Origin of the sequence: Bacillus sp. ME78, assembly GCF_903970865.1 — a bacterium.
Classification (GTDB): Bacteria; Bacillota; Bacilli; order Bacillales; family Bacillaceae_G; genus Bacillus_A; species Bacillus_A cereus.
This window is the reverse complement of the sequence record NZ_CAJCKK010000033.1, coordinates 1-17,197: the sequence shown is the minus strand read 5'-3', so window position 1 is coordinate 17,197 and position 17,197 is coordinate 1. Positions and strand designations below refer to the sequence as shown.

Genomic DNA, 17,197 nt, shown 5'->3' with positions numbered 1-17,197 from the left:
GAATAATAAAGATAGTTAAATCACTAAATGGAGGAGCAGGTCAATTTTGTTCCTTGTATAGTAAATTGTTACCTATCTCTATTGCAGGTTGTATGGCAGGTAGCAGTTGTAGCGAAATGCAGCAGAGACAAAGGCTCTTTGTCAAACGGGACTGATGAATGTATTTGGCAAGTAAAAAATGGTTCTTTCCGGAGTTAGTTGAAAAGTCTCATTCTCTCCAAAAGTAGAATCTTTGTCCGCAATGTGGAGAATTTGTATCGACCATACATGATTCTTTTAATAAGCTTTAACTTGTTTATGCTCCCTTCGGCAAGACCATTATTATTCTCATAAGTTACCGCATTTCTGACAGCTTCAATATCCACGGCTAATCCATTCGTAAAGCTCTTAAACTCTTGTATATTAGTATTCTTCATTTTCTCAATACAATGGTCGAAATTCTCAACACTCTTTGTGGTGAAGATGTTTTTAAACTCCCATGTTAAGTCATAAACTATTTTTACAATAGGGTGTTCTTCGTAATTATTGTTGGTATTATGACGTATGTTCAAGCATATTATTTAACGTGGATGATTCCATAAAGAGAAAAAGAAATAACCTTTGCATTTTTCAGATTATCGTGTATGATGGGAAAGTATTGAAAATTAAATCAGTGATAAACTAGGGGTGCCTAACGTATGCGTAGGCTGAGAGAGAAGCGCGTGATCTTCTTAACCCTTTGGACCTGATCTGGCTCGTACCAGCGTAGGGAAGTTAACGGCTTTACATAATGATGTCTTTTATGAGCCAGGTCCTTATTTTTTTATGGACCTGGCTCTTTTTATTTTGGCATGCGCTGGCCATATCTCGTCCTTGTCACGAACAGGGGAGGCAACAAAGGTTATGAAACAGTCTGTTTCAGCTGAGCAAATTGAATTGAAATCGAGTTTACCAGGGAGTAAGAAAGTATATGTGGATGGACCACGCGCAGGCATGAAAGTGCCGATGCGTGAGATTGAACAAAGCGAAACGAACGGCATCCCAAATCCTCCAGTCCGTGTGTATGATACGAGCGGTCCTTATACGGATCCGGCGTATAAAGTGGAGCTGGAAAAGGGAATTCCAACGCCGCGTCATTCTTGGATCATGGAGCGCGGGGATGTAGAGGCATATGAAGGGCGCGAGGTGAAACCAGAGGATGATGGTGTGAAAGTGGCTTCGAAACATACACCTGTTTTCCCGCAAATGGATCGCCAGCCGCTTAGAGCGAAGCAAGGTGCAAATGTTACGCAAATGCATTATGCGCGTAATGGCATTATTACGTCTGAGATGGAATACGTTGCAATTCGTGAAGGAGTAGAGCCGGAGTTTGTTCGTAAGGAAATCGCAGAAGGCCGCGCTATTTTACCAGCGAATATTAATCATCCAGAAGCTGAACCGATGATTATCGGGCGTAACTTCCATGTGAAGGTAAACGCGAATATCGGAAACTCTGCTGTATCTTCTTCTATTGCAGAAGAAGTAGAAAAGATGACGTGGGCTACTCGCTGGGGTGCAGATACGATTATGGATTTATCTACAGGTAAAAACATTCATACGACGCGTGAGTGGATTATTCGTAATGCGCCTGTACCAGTTGGAACTGTGCCGATTTATCAAGCGCTTGAAAAGGTAAATGGAATTGCAGAAGATTTAACGTGGGAAGTGTACCGTGATACGTTAATTGAGCAAGCGGAGCAAGGCGTGGATTACTTTACGATTCATGCTGGTGTATTACTTCGTTACATTCCAATTACTGCAAAGCGTACGACAGGTATCGTTTCGCGTGGTGGTTCGATTATGGCGCAGTGGTGTTTATTCCATCATAAAGAAAACTTCCTATATACTCATTTTGAAGAGATTTGTGAAATTATGAAGCAGTACGATGTTTCGTTCTCTCTTGGAGATGGATTACGTCCAGGATCGATTGCAGATGCAAATGACGAAGCACAATTCTCTGAGCTTGAAACACTTGGTGAATTAACGAAAATTGCTTGGAAACATGATGTGCAAGTTATGATCGAAGGACCTGGACACGTACCGATGCACTTAATTAAAGAGAATATGGAGAAAGAGCTTGATATTTGTCAGGGCGCGCCGTTTTATACACTTGGGCCACTAACGACAGATATTGCACCAGGTTATGACCATATTACATCGGCAATTGGAGCTGCGATGATCGGTTGGTTTGGAACGGCGATGCTTTGTTATGTAACGCCGAAAGAACATTTAGGTTTACCGAATAAAGATGATGTACGCACGGGTGTTATTACGTACAAAATTGCAGCGCATGCGGCTGATCTTGCAAAAGGACATAAAACGGCTCATCAGCGTGATGATGCACTTTCAAAAGCACGTTTCGAATTTCGTTGGCGCGATCAATTTAATTTATCTTTAGATCCTGAACGTGCGATGGAATATCACGATGAAACGTTGCCTGCAGAAGGGGCAAAGACAGCTCACTTCTGTTCAATGTGTGGACCGAAGTTTTGTAGTATGAGAATTTCACATGATATCCGTGAATATGCAAAAGAAAATGATTTAGAAACGACAGAAGCAATTGAAAAAGGAATGAAAGAGAAAGCAGAAGAATTTAAAGAAGCTGGTAGTCATTTATATCAATAACACGTTACACCTCTTTACTTGATTGATCACACTGTAGTACCTAACTTTATTATAGAAGAAGCCCCATTTGCTAAGACGGTAGCAAATGGGGCTTCTGTTGTTTATCCCGCTATTTGTGGGCAGTAAGACCCCCACCTCAAAATTCAGCGGAAGCAAAGAAGTTAGGTCGGGGTCGGGCTGCCCGTAAAAGCCCGATTGGTTAAGGCTAATAATCAGTGGGGGATGAACAAAACCCCCACTGATTAAAGTTTCACTTTATAAGGCGAAGAAGAGATGTACCCAGTAGAATAAGAGGAATAGTGTGACGACTGTTGTGAGCGGGATAACGATAAGGGATACACTTAAATAGTCTTTCCATTTTACTTTAATTTTGTTTTGTTTCAGAATATACATCCAAATGAGTGAAGCTAGTGTACCAATTGGTAGTAATAGTGAACCGATGTCACTACCAATGATGTTTGCAAGATAGATTGTTTTTAATGTGACTGGATCTAGTCCCATTTCTGTTAATGTAATTGTACCAATCATAAGGGCAGGATGGTTATTGAAGACGTTAGAGAGGATGGATACAAGTCCGCCCATTGCAAAGCTAGCATAGAGTAGATGCTGATTCACAATTGGCTCGAGCCATTGTACAAGTGCAGCTGTTAATCCTGCGTTGTGGAGTCCGTAAATAATGACGTACATAGAGAAGGCGAAAATTAAAATGTGCCACGGTGTCTTTTTCAAAATGTCGACAGGATTTGTTCGTAAGTAGTACCATCTCCAAATGAGAAGAACGAGTGAACCAAGTACTGCAACGATTTCAATTGGGATGGATAAGAAGGATGCAACGAATAGAAGACAGCGCATAAGGAAGACGAAACCTAATACTTTTAACATGAATCTTGTCCGTTTTTGTTTCGTATCAACAGAATTATTTCCTTTTAGTGGATGGAAGTTTTTCGTGAAGAAAATTTCTTCAATATCATATGAAGAAACAGGTAATTTTTTCGGAAGTTTTTTCTTCAAAACTGTATACATGAGCCATGACATAAATAATAAGCCTAATGTTGCAGGTACAAACATCATAGCAGTATGCATATAAAGAGTCATATTAACGATATTTAATGCGATTAAATTTACGATATTACTTACACCAATTGGCGCACTAGATGCCGTAGCGATTAAAGCACCACTTAATAAATAAGGAATTTGCTGATGAGGTTTTAGTTGAAGATTTTTTAGAAGAAGAATTAAAATTGGAGTTGTAATTAAAATACTACCGTCGTTATTGAATAAAAGAGTCATGAGAAAACATAATAATTGAATATACCAGTATAAGCGGCGTCCAGAACCCTTTGCTAGATTTGCTAGTTTCGCTGCGGACCAATGGAAAAAGCCGAAGCTTTCTAATATAACTGCCATGACGATGGTCGCTAATATTGTTATGGAAGCACCGCCAATTTTACTTATAATATCCATGACGTCTGGTTTTGATACAAGTCCAGTAATTATGATGATACCAGCTCCGATTGCTGCTGGCCACGCTTCATTTAAACCTCGAGGCCGCCAAAAGATAACAATCATCGTTAAGAAGAATACAATAATAGTAATCCATATTTCAATGCTCATATTTTGCCTACCTTTCTATTTTCCCTTGAATAGATGTAGCTTGTCTCAAGGTTATATTGGTAGTATATTCAGCAAAAAATAAGAAGAACTAGACGTATAACGAGATGAAGCGAATATGTGTTTTTCATGCTAAAGGACAAGTGTCATTAGTAGTGAAATAACTATTGTGATAGGAGTCTATAAATTGATTGGGCAGTAAGGTAGTAAATGAGATTTATATAGGTGTAACTGAAAATATATCAGCGATTATTGAAATATATCGGCGTAACTCAAAATATATCAGCGATCATTGAAATATATCGGCGCAACTCAAAATATATCAGCGATTTTTAAAATATATCGACTTATCGACAAAACATGACAAAAGGAGCCCATCCCAAAATGCCTTTTGGAACAGACCCCAAGACTATATTATTTTTCCTTCAAAAAAGTACGATCCTTCAAGAATAAATTCCAGAAGAAAATAAATCCTGGTAATAAAATTGCAATCCCAATTGCGTATAGAATGAGCAGTGCATAGAACGTTTCTGTCGTTGTAAAGCTTGTAAATACAGTTACGTCAGGATAAATAATATAAGGTAAATGCGCGACGCCGTAAGCGTAGCTTGCAAATGCATATTGAGCGACGACAGCTAAAACGGCAATGCGAGGATATCCTAGTGTATTGTACTTTTTGTTTGTCCACCAAAGGGACGAGTATCCGATAACGAATAAAACAATAGAAACTGTAAACCACGGGAATTGCTTTATTAATCCTTGCATAAGCCAATGTGTTTCAGGATCCATTACAACGAGGGCGATGATCGCCGTAACGAGCGTTGCAGGACCAAGGATGATGGCATTTCTTCTATAAATTCTATACGTATCTTCTGAACTTTGTTCTCTCGCAAAATCAGCAAGAAAGAGAGAGGAGAGAAATAGTTCAGACGTTATTCCGAAGAGCATATAGCAATAGATAACCGGGCTAGAAAGAAGTTTTCCATACAAGAGTACTTCTTTTCCTTCAGACATTGTAATATAGGCTCCCTCTGTAACGGGTAAAACGGTAATTAATAGTGCTGGAATTAAGAGACCAGTAATACCTGAAATAACCCGAAGAAGGTACTGATATTTCGGCAAGGAGTAAGCAAACACCATAAATGTACTACGTACTGCAACGAGCACTAAAATTAACATAACTGGTACGAACATTACTGTCGCAAGGGTAAAGGCCGCTTTCGGAAAGAAGCCGAGAAATGCGACAACGACGAAGACGAGAAACGTATTTGTTACTTCCCAAGTGGGTGATAAGTACCGATTCGCAAGTTTGGCAGCGAGCGTTGGATGTTTTGCGTATACCATGCCCCAAAAACCAGCACCAAAATCGATGGACCCTAGTATACTGTATACGAAAATAAGGGCCCATAAGATGATGATTGCAATACTTTCCTCATGCATGAGAATCGCCTCCTTGGTGTTGTAAATCATTCTTTAATGGATGTCTTCTAAAGAATGTACGTAGAACAAAGACTGTTAAAATAGCGAGTCCAATATATAAAATGATGAACAAAACAAATAAAGGACCGACGAAATCAGCGCGTGTAGATGCATCGACGGTACGTTGCATACCATAAATTGTCCATGGTTGACGACCGCTACAACTGAAAATCCAGCCGAATTCAATACCGAGCATCATAATTGGTCCGCATGCAGCAGCCCCCCAAAGTAGCCACTTCGGTAGTTCTGTTCCCTTTTTTCGGTAAACGAAGTACCAATATAAGAGCGCAATTGCTGCAACTGCAAAGGTAAACGCAGCAGTGCCGACCATTAAGTTGAATAGTGTATGTGTATAAAATGGTGGCCATGTTTCTTGTGGGAATTCCTTTAAACCTTTTACGACAGTGCTAGGGTCTAGTCCCACTAATAAGCTAAGCATGTTTGGAATTTCAAGTGCGTAGTTTAGTTCAAGTGTATTAGGATCCACAACTCCGCCAATGGATAGCGGTGCGTGTGATGTCGTTTCAAATAAAGCTTCAGCAGATGCAAGTTTTTCAGGTGAGTGTTTATGTAAGGCAATCGCTGATTCATGTCCTGAAAGCCACATCGTAGCGCCTGTAATAAATGTAACGACAAGCCCTAATAGTAGCCCTTTTTTATGATAAGCAATTTCACGTGTACTTAAATTTTTCTTCAATAATTTAAATCCAGCGATAGAAGCAATGACAGCCGCACCAGTTGCATAAGCCGTAATAACAACATGGAATGCACTTGTGCCAAAACTCGGATTAAAGAAAGCTTTCCACGGATCAACGTTAAAAACAGATCCATCTGGATTCATTGAAAAGCCTGCTGGTGTATTCATCCATGTATTTGCTGATGTAATGAGTACGGCGGATGCCGTGGCACCAAGCATGACGAAAAATAGCGAGATTAATCTCATAAATGGAGGAAGTTTATCAGCTGCATATACGTAAATCGACATGAATAAAGCCTCCAAAAAGAAGGCGAAAATCTCAATTTGGAAGGGAACAGAAATAACTTGCCCAACAATTTTGGCGAAACCAGGCCAAAGAAGTGAGATTTGCACACCAACAATTGTTCCAGTTGGAATTGCTACACCGAGAAGAATAGCAAACGCCTTTGTCCATCTTTTCGCCATAATGGCATAGTCGGAGTCTTTCTTCCAGTGATAGAGTATTTCGCTTATAAAAATCATCAATGAAAGTCCGACGCCAAGTGTTGCAAAGATAATGTGGAATGCTAATGAAGAACCAAAAAATGCTCTTGCTAATGTTACCGTATCCATATGTAAACTCCTCTTCTTTTTTGCCATTATTTTCTGATTGAATTGGAAGATTTATTCAAAAAAACTACCAAAAATATATATGTATTTAAAAAGTGAATATGATAATATAATGTTGTAATATTTTGAATAGAAAGAAATAAATGGTTGGTCATGTTTTGTTTGTTTTTTGCTCAGGAATCTTTTATAATCTTTTATGCGAACATAAGTTCTGTTTTTCGGAATCAAGAAGTTTATGTGAAATGGAGAGGGTGTTTTATGTATCCTGAAGTCATTAAAAAGATGGCATTTTCAAAAGAGCATAGAGATTTATTATTGAAGCTATATAATAAAGAAATTACGCGTCGTGAATATGATCGACTTGTACAATCGCTATATAAACCTTCTAAAGAGGTTTGTGAGGGATAGAAATGGGGGAGACAATCTAATAGATTGTCTTTTTTAAATTTATGTATGTTCTGATAAAATTAAGGTTAGCCTTACTAGGGAGGTGAAAAGATTGCGGAAACGTTTATATATAGGGATTGGAGTTATCTTCTTAATCGCTTTAGGTGGAATTGTATTTTGGTCAGCTTTACAAGGAAACCGTACAGAAAATTTTATTTTAAGACATATGGTGAATGACAATGGAACACTTGCCACGTATCGTTTAGTAGATACTAAGGCAGGTACGGGTGAAGCTAAGGGACGTGAAGCATTATCAGAATCGGCGGGATTATGGTTACAGTATACACTTGATAAAGATGATCAGGCGTTATTTGATGAGCAAGTAAAGGTTATTCAAGATAATTTCATATATAAGAATCATATCGTTTTATGGAAACTCTCTGAAAAGGGAGAGAGGCAGTCAGCTACAAATGCACTTATAGATGATCTTCGTATTATAGAACAATTATATCGTGCTTATGAAATGTATAAGGAAGAGCGTTATAAAAACCTTGCCGATCAATTAAGTGATGCTGTACTTCGTTATAATAAAAAAGATAATTATTATGTTGATTATTATGATGCAGATGCCGGGAAACAAAATAATTTTGTAACAACATCATACATAAATCCGCGTGCATTCTCCTATATGAAGAAGTACGGCAAAGTTTCTGCTCAGCAATATCAGGAAGTCGTTCAATTTTTAGCTGATTATCCAAGGCATGGCTGGGCATTCCCAAAAGAGTATAAAGAAGATGGTACATTTACGTACGATAAAGAAGTGAATCTTATTGACCAATCATACGTTGCATATCATCGAAGTTTAGGTGGTCTTTCATCAGCTGCTTATTTGGAATTTATAAAGAAGAAGTTCCGGGAGGATGGAAAGTTATACGGTCGTTACAATTTAGAAACGGGAAAACAAACTGTGAATTATGAATCGCCGGCCGCGTACGGATTAACAATTTTGTACGTACTACAAACAGGTGATACAAAGTTTGCGAAGGAATTGTATGATCATATGGCCACATTCCGAAATGACAACGTATTTAGTAGATATTACGGTGGATATGTAACAGGTGAAAATAATAATACGCATATTTTTGATAACGTGCTACCACTTTTAGCTGAAATGGAATTAAAAAAGAGTGAACAATAAAAGGTGCCACCATATGAGGGTGGCACCTTTTATTTGTTCATATAATTTTACGTTCTAATATTAGAGAAGTAGTCAATCACAAATTCACGGAATTGCTGAGCTGTTTTTGATAAGTAACGTTTTTTTGACCAACTTAATCCGATGGTTCGCTGACAAGTGGGTTCAATAATACGCAACTTGCTTGATGCTAAAGTAGAGTTTTTTAATAAAGTTAAACTTGGAACAAAAGCGATGCCGAGACCTTGCTTAATGAGGTCGCTAATCACGGTCGGTTCATCTACTTCAAAAGCAATATGCGGAGTGAAACCAGCTTCTTTACAAAATTCATCCGTTAAGTGCCGAAATCCGTAGCCAGTGTTCATACTAATAAACGGTTCGTCTTTTACTTCATGCAGGTGGATATTTTCTCGGCCGGATAAACGGTGGCCTGAAGGGACGACTAAGAAAATTTCTTCTGTAATAAGTGGTTCCCAAACAATCTCCTCACCTTCAATTGGCACAGAGGAGATACAAAAGTCAATTTCTATATTATCTAGTTGTCGTTTCATAGAAGGAGTAGATGCAAGAAATTGTTGAAATCGAACGTTAGGATGTTCTATTAAAAAAGAGCCAAGTAGTTCTGGTAATATTCTCGGAATAGAAACGGCCAGTGTAATAGAGCTTTGTTGTAATTCGGCTAAATCTTTAATTTCTCGTTCCCCTTCACTTAATTCATGAAAAATACGCTCTACTCTTTTTAAAAATACTTTTCCGAAAGAATTTAAAGTAATCTGTCGGCCTTGGCGATCAAATAAAGGGACTCCTAAATCCTTTTCGAGTCTAGCGATTGTTTTGCTGAGTGAAGGTTGCGCGATATGCAATTCTTCAGCTGCCTTTGTCATATGTTCTAGTCGTGCAACTGTCTGAAAGTATTTTAACTGGAGCAGTTCCATTTCGAATCTCCTTTCTATAGACCAAAAGGAATGAATTGATAATTAAAGATGTATTATACAGTATGGAAAGTGACGTGTATAGTAAATCTGTTAAACCATTCTAATGGTGTTAAATTCGGAGAAGGAGTATGTTTCATGAAGGGAATTCAACTTATATTTAAAGATTGGAAAGCGATGTGGCACCATAAACATGGACGTATCGCTTTAATTTTTTTATTAATTGTTCCGTTAATTTATTCAGGATTCTTCTTGGCTGGATATTGGGATCCGTACGGAAGATTAGATAAATTACCTGTTGCAGTTGTGAATTTAGATAAGGGTGCTGTGATGGATGAAAAAACAATTCATGCAGGAGACGATTTTGTTAAAAATTTAAAAGAGAATAAGGAACTAGCTTTTCATTTCGTATCAGAAAAAAATGCAGATGAAGGGTTAAAAGAAGATAAATATTATATGGTTGTTACGATTCCAGAGAATTTCTCTAAAAAGGTAAGTACACTTATGGATGAGAAACCAGAGCCGGCAAAGTTGCAGTACAAAGTAAATCCAGGTAAAAACTTTGTAGCAGCTCAAATTGGAACGACAGCTGTTGAAAATATGAAAACAAAAATCTCAAATAGTATTACGAAATCTTATACAGAAGGTGTCTTTTCAAAGTTTCAAGATTTGGCACAAGGATTGAGTGATGCAAGTAATGGTGCTGAGAAGTTACATGAAGGAACGACCGATGCAAAAAATGGAGCGAATCAGCTTGCGGATGGTATTGATCGTTTAAGTAATGGGACATCGAAATTGAAAGAAGGAAGTGACAAGCTTGCATCCAGTCAATCTGCTTTAACCGGGGGAGCAAATGAGCTGAGTCAAGGAGCGACATCACTTCATAGTGGTATGGAGTTACTAGCACAAGGTGAAAAAACGTTACAATCAGGAGTTAGTGAATTAAGTGCCGGTACAAATGAATGGGTGAGCGGAAGTGAGAAGCTTGCTGAAGGGCAAGTAAAAGCGGATGGTGAAGCTAATAGTATAAAACAACAATTAGAAGAGTACGTGAAAAATCATCCAGAAGTGCAGCAGGATCCCGCCTTTCAAAAAATCGTTGCTACGTCTAATGGACTAGCTAAAGCAACAAGTACTTTAAATAATAGCCAACAACAATTGACACAAGGTGTGAAGAAGCTTACTGACGGTCAACATAAGATTGAAGAAGGCATAAATACATTCGGAGTTAAGTTAAATGAAGCTACTGCTGGAACGCAAAAGATAGCAGATGGTGCATCGAATTTGGCTGATGGATTTACGAAGTGGGGAAATGGATTTACATCATTGCAAGAAGGTGTAAACCAGCTTGCGAGTGGTGGAACGGAGCTGAATAACGGTGCTGGTAAATTAACAAATGGACTTGTTAAACTTGATGATGGTGCGAAAGAACTTTCTACGAAATTGGGAGAGGGCGCAGAGAAGATAGCGGATGTTCGTAATGATGATGCACGTAATACGATGTTCTCAGAGCCAGTTCAGTTAGTGAAGTCAACAGTTTCTGACGTTCCTAACTACGGTTCAGGCATTGCGCCATATTTCTTATCACTTGCATTTTATGTTGGCGGAATTATGGCATCGAATATTTTACCTCTTGGCCGCAGACAAAATATGAAGGTAAGCGGAACGGTACATTTTATTAATAAACTAGGATTGGTATATTTAATTGGACTTATTCAAGCGCTACTCGTAGATGTAGTTGTGCTAGGTGTTATGAAATTAGCAGTTGCCAGTGTGCCACTCTTTGTTTTATCAAGTATTGTTATTTCCTTTACGTTCATGACATTTATTCTTATGTTAGTAACAGTATTTGGTCTTGTTGGAAAGTTCTTAGCAGTAACGCTTCTTGTCTTGCAATTAGCGACGAGCGGGGGTACTTTCCCGGGAGAATTAAACATAGCTGTTCTTAGTAAAATTGGGCAGTTTCTCCCAATGTCTCATTCTCTTAGAGGATTACAAGATGTTATCTCTTTAGGAGATTGGTCACAATTACAAATGCAAATTTTAATATTGTTATGTTACCTCGTTGTTGCCGGTGGAATTGCTTGGATCACGAGCCATATACAGCATAGAGAAACGAATGCAGAACAAGTTTCTTAAAATGAAATAAGCTATCCAATTTTTTCGGATAGCTTATTTTTTATTTACGTTCCATTACTGCAAAGTAATTATTTTCATTATCAGCAAAGTTGAATGCTCTACCAGTAGGTAAATCTACGACCTGTCCAACTGTGACATTTTTCTCAGAAAGATCTTTATATAGACGGTCTAAGTCATTTGAGAAGAACATAAGTGAAGGTGTATTAAGGTTTAGTTCAGGTTGCATCTTCGCGATTAACGCTTTATCGTGAAGGACGATGCTTGTTCCTGCTTCTTTCGCCGGTGCAATTTCAATCCAGCGGAATCCGTTTCCGTTATTCTCTTCCGCAATGATTTGGAACCCTACTTTTTCTGTCCAAAATTGTAATGTTTCGTCTTGGTTATTTACATATAGCATAATTTGTCCAACTTGATTAATCATAGGTGTCTCTCGCTTTCTTTTTATATGCGTATCATTATATCAAATATATGGCTTGAATAGTTTTTTATGATTTTTTCGGAATACAACCTTCGTCCATTTCATCTTTGTTGTAGGAGAAGGACCTGTAATCCAAGTATGAAATGGTATTGTGCTACAAATGAACATTGTTGAAATAGAGATAATAGCCGTTAACACAAATAGTAATAGGCTATATAATATAGTATTTTCTTGCAGTGTGAATAAAGAAAGAAACTTTGTGCATAGTTGCAAGAAGAATAAGTGAGCTAAATAAGCACCATACGTGTAATTTCCAATGAAACGTAACGTTTTATATAAGAAACCACGACGCTGTACTATCATAATAGATAACACATACAGTATGATAATTTCGCATACTATATATAAAAACATAGATGGTTTTAAATAGGTAGAAACAGTTAAATGAATAGAGTTTGCTCCGTAAAAACTAAACAACTCATAATTGATGAATAAAAATAAGATGAAAAATAATATTGTTATAAGCGGGATATGTTTCATGACGAATAGACGCCAAGTTTTTAGTGCTACAGCGGCAATGCCACCCATAACGAAATAGAATGAGTAGAATAGAAATGATCGATCTGTATAATGTAAAATTGTTGAACTTGTTAATTTTTCTCCATTAAAAATATAGTGAGAAGAGAACCACATTAATAGAAAATATAGGCAAGCGAAAAAGGTCATATATTTATATATGTCTTTTTTATTTTCTGTTCGTTTTTGAAACCAATAAAAAAGTGTGCATAGTAAAGGGAACAATAAGTGAATTTGGAACATCATAATAACGTACCAAAGATGGGGCGCGGCTGTTCCGAGTAATAAACTTTTTATTCCGCCTTGTAATGTAATAAGATCATTTGTTGTTAATAAGTAAAGAATAGACCAAAAGAAATAAGGAATGAGTAAGTGTGTCGCTTTTTCAGAAATATATTCTTTATATACTAATTGCTTCGTATAGTGACGAATTAAGTGAAATCCAACGATAAATATGAATGCTGGTGCTGAGAATTTTGCAAGATTAAATAGCATGCCCATAATGAGGGATTGCTCAAGTAAGACATTTCCTTGATTCATTGTATATAATAAGGAACTTTGCAAAACGACAGCGAGAAATGCAATGCTTTGCAAAACTTTAAATTCAGGTGCGCTTTGTGTCATTATTTCCATCTCCTTTTCCATACATGATTATAGTACGGAGAATGGATAATGGATGTGGAATATTTGTGAAGATTTTAACAAATTTGTGGCGAGAGGAAATATCAACTTATCAACAAATAACGACAAAAAGAGGATGCTCGTTTAGAGCATCCTCTTTCTAGCTATTAAGCAAATTTGTTTTTGATCCAATTCTTACCTTCTACAAGGCGAGCTGTCATTACCGCACAAGCGTTATCTGCTGTTACGTTTAACATCGTTGCAGGTGGATCAATGATTGTACTAATTGCTGCGATAATTGGCAGTGCTTCTGGCGGGAAACCGTATAGAGATACGATTAACATTTCACCAATCATACCACCGCCTGGAATAGCACCCATTACTGTTCCTACTAATAAAGAAACAACAAGTGCGATTGCTAATGTTTTCGGTCCTTCGAATTCCATGTTGAAAATACCGAATAAGAAAGCAATTTTTAATACGCCACCTAAAACAGAGCCGTCTTTATGAAGTGTAGAACCAAGAAGGACAACTGTTTCACGAACGTCTGAAGAAATACCCATTTTCTTCGTTGCTTCTAAGTTCGCTGGAATACTTGCGGCACTACTACAAGTTGCAAGTGATGTAACTGTAGGAGAGACCATGTTCTTCCAAAATACTTGTACACCTTGCTTGCGACCTGCAAGGTATGCATAGAATGTGAAGAATACAAAGAAATAAATTAGAGAAGCTGGATAGTATACCATTGCTGCTCGGAAGTAAGTTCCAAGAAGTTGTGGTCCGAATTCACCAACTAATGCTGCGAAGTAAGCAGCAAGTCCGATTGGAGCGTAGTACATAATGAAAGATACAACCTTCATTGAAATCTCTGCACCAGCTTGTAGGAATGTAGCGAATGGTTTTCCTTTTTCGCCAACTGCTGAAGTTGCAATCCCCATTAAGATAGAGAAGAAAATAAGAGCTAACATATTTTCACGAGATAGTAACTTCGAGAAGTCAGATACTGTTAAAATACCGACGATTTGATCTGCAACACTAACAGCTTTGCCGGCTTTGTCAGGTTGTGTTAGTTCTAGTACAACACCTTGTGCTGGCGGGAAAACTTTCACGACAATAATCATAAAAATAGCAGCTAAAATACTTGTAAATAAGAAAGTCCCAGCCATACTAGACATAATTTTACCGAAACGTTTTAATCCATCCATATTAGCAATAGACGATGCGATGCTAAAGAACACTAGAGGTACAACAATCGTAAACATTAAGTTTAAGAAAATGTCACCAAGCGGCTTTAAAGCAACTGCATCGGCACCCATGAAATAACCAATGAAACCACCAATTAGGATAGAAGATAATAAAATAAGTGGAAAGCGATATGCCTTCATAAATATATCCTCCTATCAATTAAAAAAATCATACTGAATCATTATAGCGAGTTAGAGTCCTCTTTACTAGGAGAATACGGATAAATGGAATAGCGTGAAAACCAAGAAATTTTTGTTTTTAAGCTCGGCATACAGCAGGAAATCTAGACATATATATTTGTAACCTAGTGGTGGCAAGGGATGCACCATAACTTAGGTTCAGAAAAAGGGGGAGGGAAGCGGAATGAATATTTTGCTTTGCTGTGCAGCGGGAATGTCTTCCAGTTTGATTGTTACAAAGATGGAGAAAGCAGCAGAGGCAAGAGGGATAGAAGTAAAAATCTGGGCAGTATCAGGTTCTGAAGTGAATAGTCATATTGATAAAGCTGATGTCCTTTTACTTGGACCGCAAGTACGTTATTTATTACCGAAAATGAAAGAATTATGTAAGGATAAAGGGATACCTGTTGATGTCATTCAATCCGTTCATTACGGACTTTGTAATGGAGAAGCTATCTTGCAAGCAGCTTTGTCAATGAAACCATGAGGAGAGTGGGATAGATGATACGGTTTTTAGAGAAGTACGTGATGCCGGTAGCAGGGAAGGTTGCAGAGCAGAGGCATTTGCAAGCAATTCGAGATGGAATTATTTTAACGATGCCTTTCTTAATTATTGGATCGTTTTTCCTCATTATTAGTGCACTGCCGATACCTGGATATAACGAGTTTATGGCAGGTTTGTTTGGTGAGAATTGGCAGAGAGCTTTAGGGTATCCAGTTAGTGCAACTTTTAATATAATGGCTTTAATAGCTGTTTTTGGAATCGCTTACAGGCTTGGAGAGTATTATAAAGTGGATGCTTTAGCATCCGGGGCATTGTCGCTTGTGACGTTTTTACTTGCGACTCCATTTCAAGTTGCATATATTATACCAAGTACAAAAGAGAGTGTACTTGTAGAAGGCGCTATCCCAGCAGCATTAATGGGAAGCCAAGGGTTATTTGTAGCAATGATTATTGCACTTATATCTACTGAACTTTATCGGTTTATTGTACAAAAAAAGATAATTATAAAGATGCCAGAGACAGTTCCACCAGCTGTCACGCGTTCATTTGCCGCACTTGTTCCAGGATTTATTGTTGTAACAGTTATTTGGATTTTACGCTTAATTATAGAAAATACTTCTTTTGGCAGTATCCATAATATCGTAGGACAAATTTTACAGGAACCACTTAGTGTACTTGGTGCTAGTCTTTGGGGCGCAATAATAGCAGTTATTCTCGTTCATGTTCTTTGGTCGTGTGGAATTCATGGTGCTACTATTGTTGGTGGTGTAATGAGCCCCGTTTGGTTGTCGTTAATGGATCAAAATCGAGTTGCTTTTCAAGCTGGGCAAGATGTACCAAATACAATTACGGCACAGTTTTTTGACTTATGGATTTATATGGGCGGTTCTGGTGCAACGCTTGCTCTAGTTGTCGGAATGTTACTATTTGCACGAAGTCAACAATTAAAAAGTTTAGGGAGATTGTCAATTGCACCTGGTATATTTAATATTAATGAGATGGTAACTTTTGGTATGCCGATTGTAATGAACCCACTTTTACTAATTCCATTTATATTAGTTCCAGTTGTGTTAACAATTGTTTCTTACTTTGCAATGGAATGGGGATGGGTCGCACGTCCGAGTGGGGCCGCTGTACCTTGGACGACACCTATTCTTTTTAGTGGATATTTAGGATCGGGCGGGAAAATTTCAGGTGTTATTTTGCAACTTGTTAACTTTGCGCTAGCATTCTTCATTTATTTACCGTTCTTAAAAATATGGGATAAACAAAAACTGGCGGAAGAAAAGGGGGAGTAAATAACTAAAATGGATACGATAGAGACGAAAGCTTTTCATTTAATCTTGCATGGAGGAAACGCGAGAAGTTGTTCAATGGAAGCAATTGATTGTGCGAAGCGTGGGGAGTTTACAGAAGCTGAAGCTAAATTACAAGAAGCACTAGAGGAATTAAAAGAGGCGCACCGTGTACAAACGGAGCTTATCCAGAAAGAAGCTGGTGGCGAGAAGACCGAAGTTACTCTTTTAATGGTACACGCACAAGACCATTTAATGAATGCAATTACGGTGAAAGAATTAGCGAGTGAGTTTGTAGAGTTATATAGGAAGATGTCGGTGGATGAATGAACCTTGCTTATGCAAGGTTTTTTTATCTCGAATTAACGGGCAGTAAAACTCCCAGTAATTAAAATTTCATTTTATGTATGTGCCTGTACCATCAGTGGAATGTTCATCCCACTGATGGTATTTACAATCCTCCTTTTTTTCAGATGAGTAAGAGTTATAATTAATCGGCAGTAACAATTTCTCCTATACCACGAATTAATCTTTTTATATGCATCCGTTCCGGTTTTAATATATTTACGATATAATCAATCGTTATTTGTGGTTCAACGGTTGTACCGCAAGTATAACAGTCAATAGCTGCAAAATTTTGTTCCGGGTAAGTGTGAATGGAAAGAT

The 17,197-nt window shown here is 37.8% G+C and carries 16 protein-coding genes and 1 riboswitch; of the genes, 7 read left to right on the top strand and 9 right to left on the bottom strand.

Annotation, left to right across the window (positions count from 1 at the left end; all coding sequences use genetic code 11):
* Window positions 1–194: 194 nt before the first annotated feature.
* On the bottom strand, window positions 195–551 hold the full coding sequence (locus tag H6481_RS24295) for a transposase (RefSeq protein ID WP_176524305.1): 357 nt from the start codon (window positions 549–551) through the stop codon (window positions 195–197).
* 101 nt (window positions 552–652) lie between these two features.
* A riboswitch (TPP riboswitch) is annotated at window positions 653–768 on the top strand.
* 114 nt (window positions 769–882) lie between these two features.
* Here H6481_RS24295 and thiC point away from each other — a divergent pair.
* Window positions 883–2,643, top strand: a complete 1,761-nt coding sequence (gene thiC / locus H6481_RS24290; RefSeq protein WP_000814450.1) for a phosphomethylpyrimidine synthase ThiC — start codon at window positions 883–885, stop codon at window positions 2,641–2,643.
* 255 nt (window positions 2,644–2,898) lie between these two features.
* Here thiC and H6481_RS24285 read toward each other — a convergent pair whose 3' ends face one another.
* From H6481_RS24285 to cydA, 3 genes are all read right to left on the bottom strand, one after another.
* The gene (locus tag H6481_RS24285) at window positions 2,899–4,257 is read right to left on the bottom strand and encodes an arsenic transporter (RefSeq protein WP_000021123.1); all 1,359 of its coding nucleotides are present in this window, start codon (window positions 4,255–4,257) and stop codon (window positions 2,899–2,901) included.
* A gap of 411 nt (window positions 4,258–4,668) precedes the next feature.
* Window positions 4,669–5,694 carry a cytochrome d ubiquinol oxidase subunit II gene (locus H6481_RS24280; protein WP_000544183.1) on the bottom strand — a complete coding sequence of 342 codons (1,026 nt, stop codon included), beginning with the start codon at window positions 5,692–5,694 and terminating at the stop codon, window positions 4,669–4,671.
* Window positions 5,687–7,042, bottom strand: a complete 1,356-nt coding sequence (gene cydA, locus H6481_RS24275) for a cytochrome ubiquinol oxidase subunit I (RefSeq protein WP_097961029.1) — start codon at window positions 7,040–7,042, stop codon at window positions 5,687–5,689. Before cydA ends, H6481_RS24280 begins: the two co-directional genes overlap by 8 nt.
* A gap of 255 nt (window positions 7,043–7,297) precedes the next feature.
* Between cydA and H6481_RS24270 the strand changes: the two genes are divergently transcribed.
* Together H6481_RS24270 and H6481_RS24265 are read left to right on the top strand one after the other, a co-directional pair.
* Window positions 7,298–7,447: a hypothetical protein gene (locus H6481_RS24270; protein ID WP_000283179.1), complete on the top strand. Its 150-nt coding sequence runs from the start codon at window positions 7,298–7,300 to the stop codon at window positions 7,445–7,447.
* A gap of 91 nt (window positions 7,448–7,538) precedes the next feature.
* Window positions 7,539–8,624 (top strand): transcriptional regulator, encoded by a 1,086-nt coding sequence (locus tag H6481_RS24265; RefSeq protein WP_140159431.1) that lies wholly within the window; start codon window positions 7,539–7,541, stop codon window positions 8,622–8,624.
* A gap of 47 nt (window positions 8,625–8,671) precedes the next feature.
* Here the strand turns inward: H6481_RS24265 and H6481_RS24260 are convergent, their stop codons facing one another.
* The gene (locus H6481_RS24260) at window positions 8,672–9,556 is read right to left on the bottom strand and encodes a LysR family transcriptional regulator (RefSeq protein WP_000421923.1); all 885 of its coding nucleotides are present in this window, start codon (window positions 9,554–9,556) and stop codon (window positions 8,672–8,674) included.
* Window positions 9,557–9,691: 135 nt separating this feature from the next.
* On the opposite strand from H6481_RS24260, the gene H6481_RS24255 reads away from it, so the two are divergent.
* Window positions 9,692–11,692, top strand: coding sequence for a YhgE/Pip domain-containing protein (locus H6481_RS24255; RefSeq protein ID WP_182813403.1), 2,001 nt, complete (start codon window positions 9,692–9,694; stop codon window positions 11,690–11,692).
* A 40-nt stretch (window positions 11,693–11,732) separates the two neighbouring features.
* Here H6481_RS24255 and H6481_RS24250 read toward each other — a convergent pair whose 3' ends face one another.
* The 3 genes from H6481_RS24250 to H6481_RS24240 all read right to left on the bottom strand — a co-directional run bounded on the left by H6481_RS24250 (window position 11,733) and on the right by H6481_RS24240 (window position 14,692).
* Window positions 11,733–12,113, bottom strand: coding sequence for a VOC family protein (locus tag H6481_RS24250; protein ID WP_182813401.1), 381 nt, complete (start codon window positions 12,111–12,113; stop codon window positions 11,733–11,735).
* Between the two features lie 39 nt (window positions 12,114–12,152).
* Entirely contained in the window at window positions 12,153–13,310 is a 1,158-nt protein-coding gene (locus H6481_RS24245) for an acyltransferase (protein ID WP_095689992.1), read from the bottom strand.
* 164 nt (window positions 13,311–13,474) lie between these two features.
* On the bottom strand, window positions 13,475–14,692 hold the full coding sequence (locus H6481_RS24240; protein ID WP_000649376.1) for a dicarboxylate/amino acid:cation symporter: 1,218 nt from the start codon (window positions 14,690–14,692) through the stop codon (window positions 13,475–13,477).
* 223 nt (window positions 14,693–14,915) lie between these two features.
* Here H6481_RS24240 and H6481_RS24235 point away from each other — a divergent pair, with 223 nt between their 5' ends.
* The 3 genes from H6481_RS24235 to H6481_RS24225 are packed head-to-tail and all read left to right on the top strand — an operon-like array spanning window position 14,916 to window position 16,861.
* Window positions 14,916–15,218, top strand: a complete 303-nt coding sequence (locus H6481_RS24235; RefSeq protein WP_001023543.1) for a PTS sugar transporter subunit IIB — start codon at window positions 14,916–14,918, stop codon at window positions 15,216–15,218.
* Window positions 15,219–15,232: 14 nt separating this feature from the next.
* Window positions 15,233–16,534 (top strand): PTS cellobiose transporter subunit IIC, encoded by a 1,302-nt coding sequence (gene celB / locus H6481_RS24230; RefSeq protein ID WP_000617789.1) that lies wholly within the window; start codon window positions 15,233–15,235, stop codon window positions 16,532–16,534.
* Between the two features lie 9 nt (window positions 16,535–16,543).
* Window positions 16,544–16,861 carry a PTS lactose/cellobiose transporter subunit IIA gene (locus H6481_RS24225; protein ID WP_000379645.1) on the top strand — a complete coding sequence of 106 codons (318 nt, stop codon included), beginning with the start codon at window positions 16,544–16,546 and terminating at the stop codon, window positions 16,859–16,861.
* A gap of 160 nt (window positions 16,862–17,021) precedes the next feature.
* On the opposite strand, the gene H6481_RS24220 is transcribed toward H6481_RS24225, so the two are convergent.
* A partial coding sequence (locus H6481_RS24220) for an S-adenosylmethionine decarboxylase (RefSeq protein WP_182813399.1) occupies window positions 17,022–17,197 on the bottom strand: 176 nt, incomplete at its 5' end.

What these genes read in the sequence shown, in the direction of transcription:
- thiC (WP_000814450.1), top strand. Translation starts at nt 883, where the DNA reads ATGAAACAGTCTGTTTCAGCTGAGCAAATTGAATTGAAATCGAGTTTA.
- H6481_RS24285 (WP_000021123.1), bottom strand. Translation starts at nt 4,257, where the DNA reads ATGAGCATTGAAATATGGATTACTATTATTGTATTCTTCTTAACGATG.
- H6481_RS24280 (WP_000544183.1), bottom strand. Translation starts at nt 5,694, where the DNA reads ATGCATGAGGAAAGTATTGCAATCATCATCTTATGGGCCCTTATTTTC.
- cydA (WP_097961029.1), bottom strand. Translation starts at nt 7,042, where the DNA reads ATGGATACGGTAACATTAGCAAGAGCATTTTTTGGTTCTTCATTAGCA.
- H6481_RS24270 (WP_000283179.1), top strand. Translation starts at nt 7,298, where the DNA reads ATGTATCCTGAAGTCATTAAAAAGATGGCATTTTCAAAAGAGCATAGA.
- H6481_RS24260 (WP_000421923.1), bottom strand. Translation starts at nt 9,556, where the DNA reads ATGGAACTGCTCCAGTTAAAATACTTTCAGACAGTTGCACGACTAGAA.
- H6481_RS24255 (WP_182813403.1), top strand. Translation starts at nt 9,692, where the DNA reads ATGAAGGGAATTCAACTTATATTTAAAGATTGGAAAGCGATGTGGCAC.
- H6481_RS24250 (WP_182813401.1), bottom strand. Translation starts at nt 12,113, where the DNA reads ATGATTAATCAAGTTGGACAAATTATGCTATATGTAAATAACCAAGAC.
- H6481_RS24245 (WP_095689992.1), bottom strand. Translation starts at nt 13,310, where the DNA reads ATGACACAAAGCGCACCTGAATTTAAAGTTTTGCAAAGCATTGCATTT.
- H6481_RS24240 (WP_000649376.1), bottom strand. Translation starts at nt 14,692, where the DNA reads ATGAAGGCATATCGCTTTCCACTTATTTTATTATCTTCTATCCTAATT.
- H6481_RS24235 (WP_001023543.1), top strand. Translation starts at nt 14,916, where the DNA reads ATGAATATTTTGCTTTGCTGTGCAGCGGGAATGTCTTCCAGTTTGATT.
- celB (WP_000617789.1), top strand. Translation starts at nt 15,233, where the DNA reads ATGATACGGTTTTTAGAGAAGTACGTGATGCCGGTAGCAGGGAAGGTT.
- H6481_RS24225 (WP_000379645.1), top strand. Translation starts at nt 16,544, where the DNA reads ATGGATACGATAGAGACGAAAGCTTTTCATTTAATCTTGCATGGAGGA.